Source organism: Flavobacterium sp., assembly GCF_028712645.1.
Taxonomy (GTDB): Bacteria; Bacteroidota; Bacteroidia; order Flavobacteriales; family Flavobacteriaceae; genus Flavobacterium.
Genome location: NZ_JAQTPQ010000016.1, coordinates 21,170 through 27,641, shown reverse-complemented (window position 1 = coordinate 27,641; position 6,472 = coordinate 21,170). Strand labels below are relative to the sequence as shown.

7 protein-coding genes are annotated in these 6,472 nt (G+C 34.1%); all 7 read left to right on the top strand.

Annotated elements, in window-relative coordinates:
- Positions 1 to 223 (top strand): GMC family oxidoreductase (locus tag PHC28_RS02370; RefSeq protein ID WP_300096383.1); only part of this gene is annotated, 223 nt, incomplete at its 5' end.
- A 10-nt stretch (positions 224 to 233) separates the two neighbouring features.
- Positions 234 to 1,397, top strand: a complete 1,164-nt coding sequence (locus PHC28_RS02365) for a Gfo/Idh/MocA family oxidoreductase (RefSeq protein WP_300096382.1) — start codon at positions 234 to 236, stop codon at positions 1,395 to 1,397.
- A 37-nt stretch (positions 1,398 to 1,434) separates the two neighbouring features.
- A complete protein-coding gene (locus tag PHC28_RS02360; protein ID WP_300096381.1) occupies positions 1,435 to 2,487 on the top strand; it encodes a sugar phosphate isomerase/epimerase in 1,053 nt (350 codons plus the stop codon).
- 12 nt (positions 2,488 to 2,499) lie between these two features.
- On the top strand, positions 2,500 to 2,877 hold the full coding sequence (locus PHC28_RS02355; RefSeq protein WP_300096380.1) for a c-type cytochrome: 378 nt from the start codon (positions 2,500 to 2,502) through the stop codon (positions 2,875 to 2,877).
- 59 nt (positions 2,878 to 2,936) lie between these two features.
- Positions 2,937 to 4,403 (top strand): Gfo/Idh/MocA family oxidoreductase, encoded by a 1,467-nt coding sequence (locus tag PHC28_RS02350; RefSeq protein ID WP_300096379.1) that lies wholly within the window; start codon positions 2,937 to 2,939, stop codon positions 4,401 to 4,403.
- A 33-nt stretch (positions 4,404 to 4,436) separates the two neighbouring features.
- A complete protein-coding gene (locus PHC28_RS02345; RefSeq protein ID WP_300096378.1) occupies positions 4,437 to 5,168 on the top strand; it encodes a DUF1080 domain-containing protein in 732 nt (243 codons plus the stop codon).
- 64 nt (positions 5,169 to 5,232) lie between these two features.
- Positions 5,233 to 6,471, top strand: a complete 1,239-nt coding sequence (locus PHC28_RS02340; protein WP_300096377.1) for a nucleoside permease — start codon at positions 5,233 to 5,235, stop codon at positions 6,469 to 6,471.
- The last annotated feature ends 1 nt before the right edge of the window (position 6,472 follow it).

Genomic DNA, 6,472 nt, shown 5'->3' with positions numbered 1-6,472 from the left:
AGGGATGGCTATTCACGAAATGGGGACTGCCAGAATGGGTAATGACCCTAAAACTTCAGTTCTAAACAAATGGAATCAGATGCACGAAGTCAATAATGTTTTTGTTACTGATGGTTCTTGTATGCCTTCGATTGCATGTCAAAACCCATCATTAACATTTATGGCATTAACTGCTCGTGCCGCCGATTATGCTGTAAAAGAATTGAAAAAAGGAAATATTTAGTAATTAAAATATGAATAGAAAATTAAGAATGGGAATGGTTGGCGGAGGTCAAGATGCTTTTATAGGCGCAATTCACCGTTTAGCAGCCAATATGGATGGTCTTATTGAATTAAGTTGTGGAGCTCTAAGCATTAATCCCGAAATTGCTATTGCATCGGGCAAAGCTTTATTCTTACCAGAATCAAGAACTTATTTGACCTATGAGGAAATGATAAAGGCCGAAGTGGCATTACCAGCTAGCGAAAGAATTGACTTCGTTACAATTGTAACTCCAAATTTTGCCCACTTTGCACCAGCTATGATGGCATTAGATAATGGTTTTAATGTGGTTATCGAAAAGCCAATTACTTTTTCATTAGAAGAAGCTAAGCTATTAAAACAAAAATTAGACGAAACAGGTTTAATACTTTGTTTGACACATACTTATTCTGGTTATCCAATGGTTAAACAAGCCAAAGCAATGGTTAGAGAAGGAAAATTGGGTAAAATACGTAAAGTTTGGGTCGAATATCCACAAGGATGGTTGAGCACCTTATCAGAAAGAGAAGGAAATGCTCAAGCAGCTTGGAGGACAGATCCAAAAAAATCAGGAAAAAGTTCGGTGATGGGAGATATTGGAACACATGCAGCCCAATTAGCCGAATATATTTCAGGAGCAAAAATAACAGCCATTTGTGCCGAACTCAATACTTTAGTCGAAGGTAGAATTATGGATGATGATGGAGCTGTACTATTGAAATTTGATAATGGATCAAAGGGAGTTTTAATGGCTTCACAAGTTGCTGCAGGCGAAGAAAATGCTTTAAAGATTCGAGTTTATGGCGAAAAAGGAGGCATTGAATGGTTGCAACAAGAACCAAATACATTAATCGTAAAATGGCTAAATGAACCCACTCAGATTTTAAGGGCTGGTAGTAATTATGGCTATTTATCCTCTTTTGCTACTCACAATTGCAGAACTCCTGGCGGACATCCCGAAGGATTTTTAGAAGCGTTTGCCAATATCTATCGCAATTTTGCACTAACATTATCTTGTAAATTAGAAGGTAAAGAACCTACACCTGAAATGTTAGACTTCCCTTCAATCGAAGATGGTTTGCGAGGTATGGCATTTATAGATAGTGTTGTGGCTTCAGCTCAATCGGATAAAAAATGGACTCCTTATGTTTTGTAGATTAATGATTAATTCTTTAAAAATTTAGACAATAAATATGACTACAATTCAAGGTCCAGCAGTTTTTTTGGCACAATTTATAGGCGATGAAGCACCCTTTAATTCTTTAGATGGAATTTGTAAATGGGCTTCCAATCTAGGTTTCAAAGGAATTCAAATGCCAACTTTAGATCCTCGCTTCATTGATTTGCAAAAAGCTGCTGAAAGCAAAACTTATGCCGATGAATTAGCAGGAACTGTAGCTTCTTACGGAATGCAAATCACTGAATTATCGACACATTTACAAGGTCAATTGGTTGCTGTTCATCCCGCTTATGATAATTTATTTGATGCTTTCGCTCCTGAGAACGTACATGGAAATCCAACAGCAAGACAAGAATGGGCTGTTCAGCAATTAAAATACGCTGCCAAAGCATCTCATAATTTAGGTTTAAATGCACATGCAACTTTTAGTGGTTCTTTATTATGGCAATATTTTCATCCTTGGCCACAACGTCCAGAGGGTTTGGTAGAAGAAGGTTTTGCAGAATTAGCAAAAAGATGGATGCCAATTTTGAATGAATTTGATAAATATGGTGTTGATGTTTGTTATGAAATTCACCCTGGTGAGGATTTATTTGATGGAGAAACCTACGAAATGTTTTTGAAGGCAGTAAATAATCATCAAAGAGCTTGTATCTTGTATGATCCTTCTCATTTTGTTTTACAACAATTAGATTATATTCAATATATCGATTTTTATCACGAGCGAATAAAAGCTTTCCACGTTAAAGATGCCGAGTTTAATCCAACTGGAAAACAAGGGACTTTTGGTGGTTATCAAAGTTGGTTAAATCGAGCCGGTCGTTACCGTTCTCCTGGAGATGGACAAGTCGATTTTAAAACAATTTTTAGCAAATTGGCTCAATATGATTATAAAGGATGGGCAGTTATGGAATGGGAATGTTGTTTGAAAAATCAAGAAGATGGTGCAAGAGAAGGTGCTGAATTGATTCGGAATAATATTATAAAAGTTACTGATAAAAATTTTGATGATTTTGCGTCAGTTAAAACGAATCAGGCATTAAATAGAAAAAATTTAGGATTATAAAATAGTATTAAAATGAAAATCAAATATTTACTTATTTCAGTTGCTTTAGTTGCTTTGTGCTCTTTTGCTAAATTTAATTCTGATAAAAAATACAGTTCAACTCCATTAAAATTAGAAACAACTGTACAGCAACAATCAGAAGGAGAGAAACTTATAGCTAAATCAGATTGTATAGGTTGTCACAATAAAGACAAAAAAATTGTTGGTCCAGCATATTTAGATATAGCCAAAAAATACCCTTCTAATAATAAAAATATTGATTATTTAGTTGGTAAAGTCATTGCTGGAGGTTCTGGTGTTTGGGGAACAATACCAATGTTGCCTCACGCAACCTATAAAAAGGAAGAGGTAAAGGCTATGGTTAAGTATATTCTTTCTTTGAAAAAATAATAATTTTAGAATAGTTGTCTGTTTTATTTTTAACAATCAAAAAAAATCAAAAACAAAAAATGAAAGAAGAGGAAATAAAAAAACCAGAAACAGAAATAATAAATAGCAGACGTGATTTTATAAAAAAAACCACAGTGGCTGCTGCCGGATTTATGATTGTTCCTCGTTTTGTATTAGGTCGAGGTTATGTGGCCCCAAGTGATCGATTGTTGATTGCAAGTATTGGTGTTGGGGGAAAAGGACAATCAGATACAGCTATGTTTGCAAAAAGTGGTAAAGCAGATGTTGCTTTCCTTTGTGATGTTGATACACGAAGAGCAGCAAAAAGTGTAGCTGCTTTTCCTAAAGCTAAATTTTACAAGGATTGGCGTGAAATGTTAGATAAAGAACATAAAAATTTTGATGCAGTTTCGGTTTCAACACCCGATCACAATCATGCTATTCAAGCATTAGCTGCTATGCAATTAGGTAAACACGTTTATGTTCAAAAACCTATGGCTCATGATTTATATGAAGCTAGAATTTTAACTCAAGCTGCAAAAAAATATAAAGTCGTTACCCAAATGGGAAATCAAGGTGCTTCAAATGATGGCACCAGAATTATGAAAGAATGGTATGAAGCTGGGTTAATTGGAGATGTCCATACTATTCATGCTTGGACAGATCGTCCAGTTTGGCCACAAGGAATTCCATGGTCAACAACTCAAACTGAAATTCCAAAAGAATTAGATTGGGATTTATGGCTTGGAACAGCACCATACAAGAATTATGTAAATAAATTAGTGCCTTTCAACTGGCGTGGTTGGTGGGATTATGGAACTGGAGCTCTTGGTGATATGGGGTGTCATTTGCTAGAAACTCCTTTTAGTGTTTTAAATTTAAAATATGCTAAAGACGTGCAATGCAGTGTAGGATCGGTTTATGTTGATGAATTTCAAAGAGGTTATTTTCCAGAAAGTTGTCCGCCTTCAAGTCATGTAACATTGACTTTTCCTAAAACAGAAAAAACTAATGGAGATGTAACCGTACATTGGATGGATGGGGGAATTCAGCCAGAGCGACCATCAGAATTAGGTCCCAATGAAATTTTTGGAGATGGAGGAAACGGTACTTTATTTACTGGTACAAAAGGAAAAATGATGTGTGATACTTATGGATTAAATCCAAGATTATTACCGCTTAGTAAAAATGAAAATCTTCAAATTGCACAAAAATATGCTCGAGTTGAAGGCGGTTCAGATGGTCATTACAAACAATGGATTGAAGGAGCCATTGCTGGTTATGGCAAACATGAATTAAGTTCTGGGTTTGAGGTTGCAGGTCCATTAACAGAAGCTTTATTAATGGCAAATCTAGCAATTAGAGGTTATGACATACAAAAAGAAGTTCTTGGAGAAGATGTTTATCCTGGTCGTTCTGCAAAATTATTGTGGGACAATGACCAAATGAAAATTACTAATTTTGATGAAGTGAACCAATTTATAAAACGAAATTATCGTGAAGGTTGGAAAGCTTTAACTTTATAAAAACACAATTTTAAAAATTTAAAAAATATAAAAATGGTTAAAAATATTTGTACTTCAATAGTACTATTAATTATGATTCAAACATCAAATGGACAAACTTTACCGAAAGGCTTTAAATCAATATTTGATGGAGAAACTACTACGGGATGGCATACCTATGGAAAAAAGACTGTTGGTAATGCATGGAAAGTAGAAGATGGGGTTTTGCATTTCGATCCAGCTTTGGCAAATAATGGTCAAGGTGGTGATCTTGTAACGGATAATGAATATACGAATTTCCATTTGAAATTAGAATGGAAAGTAGCACCAAAATCAAATAGTGGAATCATTTTTTATGTAAATGAAGATCCAACAAAATATAAAAACACTTATGATACAGGACTTGAAATGCAAGTTTTGGATAATGATGGACATCCTGACGGAAAAATTGAAAAACACAGAGCAGGCGATTTATATGATTTAATTAAAAGTTCTTCTGAACCTGTAAAACCTGTAGGCGAATGGAATAATGTTGATATTGTTTGCAAATTTGGAAAATTGACTCTTGTTATTAACGATGTTATTGTTGTTCAGACAATGCTTTGGGATGATAACTTTAAAGCCTTAGTTGCCAATAGTAAATTTGCCGGTTGGGAAGGTTTTGGAGTATCGAAAACTGGAAAAATTGCTTTACAAGATCATGGCGAAAATGTTTGGTACAGAAACATAATGATTAAAGAATGGAATACTATGAAAATTACAACTGGCTGTGAAAACGGAATGTAATTGACTGTAAAATAAATTATTAAAGACCGCAAAATATAATAACCAATCAATTAACCAAAATTATATGAATACCACCATCCGAATTAAATTATCTTTTATGATGTTTCTAGAGTTTTTTATCTGGGGCTCATGGTTTGTAACTCTTGGAACTTTTTTATCCAGTAATTTACATGCTTCCGGATCTGAAACGGGCTCTGTTTTTTCTACTCAATCTTGGGGTGCTATAGTTGCTCCATTTATTATTGGACTAATTGCAGATCGTTATTTTAATGCTGAGAAAATTTTGGGAATTTTACATCTTGTTGGGGCTTTTTTAATGTATCAAATGTATGTTTCAGAAGACGTAACGGTATTTTATTCTTATGTACTTGGGTATATGATTTTATATATGCCAACATTGGCACTTGTAAATTCAGTATCATTTAATCAAATGAAAGATCCAGAAAAAGAGTTTGCCAACATTCGTGTTTGGGGAACAATTGGATGGATTTTAGCTGGATTGTCTATAAGTTACTTATTTCATTGGGATTCTGCTGAAGCCACAGCACAAGGATTACTTAAAAACACATTTCTTTTAGCTGGAATTGCAGCCTTTATTTTAGGAATTTTTAGTTTTACTTTACCTAAAACACCACCAAAGGTAAGTGATGAAAAAATTAAAATTGGTGATATCATTGGTCTTGATGCTTTGAAGCTTTTAAAAGATAAAAATTTCGCAATCTTTTTTGTTTCCTCAATTCTAATTTGTATTCCACTTGCTTTTTATTATCAAAACGCGCATCCATTTTTGACGGAATCAGGTTTAGAAAATCCTACAGGAAAAATGGCTATCGGACAAATTTCTGAAGCCTTATTTTTACTTTTAATTCCAATATTTTTCACTCGTTTTGGTTTTAAGAAAACCATTTTAGTTGGTATGTTAGCTTGGGCTATTCGTTATGTTTTATTTGCTTATGGAAACGCCCAAGATTTAAGCTTTATGCTTATTCTAGGCATCGCTTTACATGGTATTTGTTATGATTTTTTCTTTGTTTCAGGACAAATATATACAAATTCAAAAGCAGGGGAAAAATACAAAAGTTCTGCTCAAGGCCTAATTACACTCGCAACTTATGGTGTTGGAATGTTAATAGGTTTTGAAGTTGCTGGTTGGATTACTGATAATTACAAAACACTAAGTGGAGGTGTAAATTGGGAAATGGTATGGATAATTCCTGCGGGAATTGCATTAGCAGTATTCTTGATTTTCGCCCTTTTCTTTAATGATAAAAGTAATTCTGATAAAAAAGTTGCTTCAATTTAAT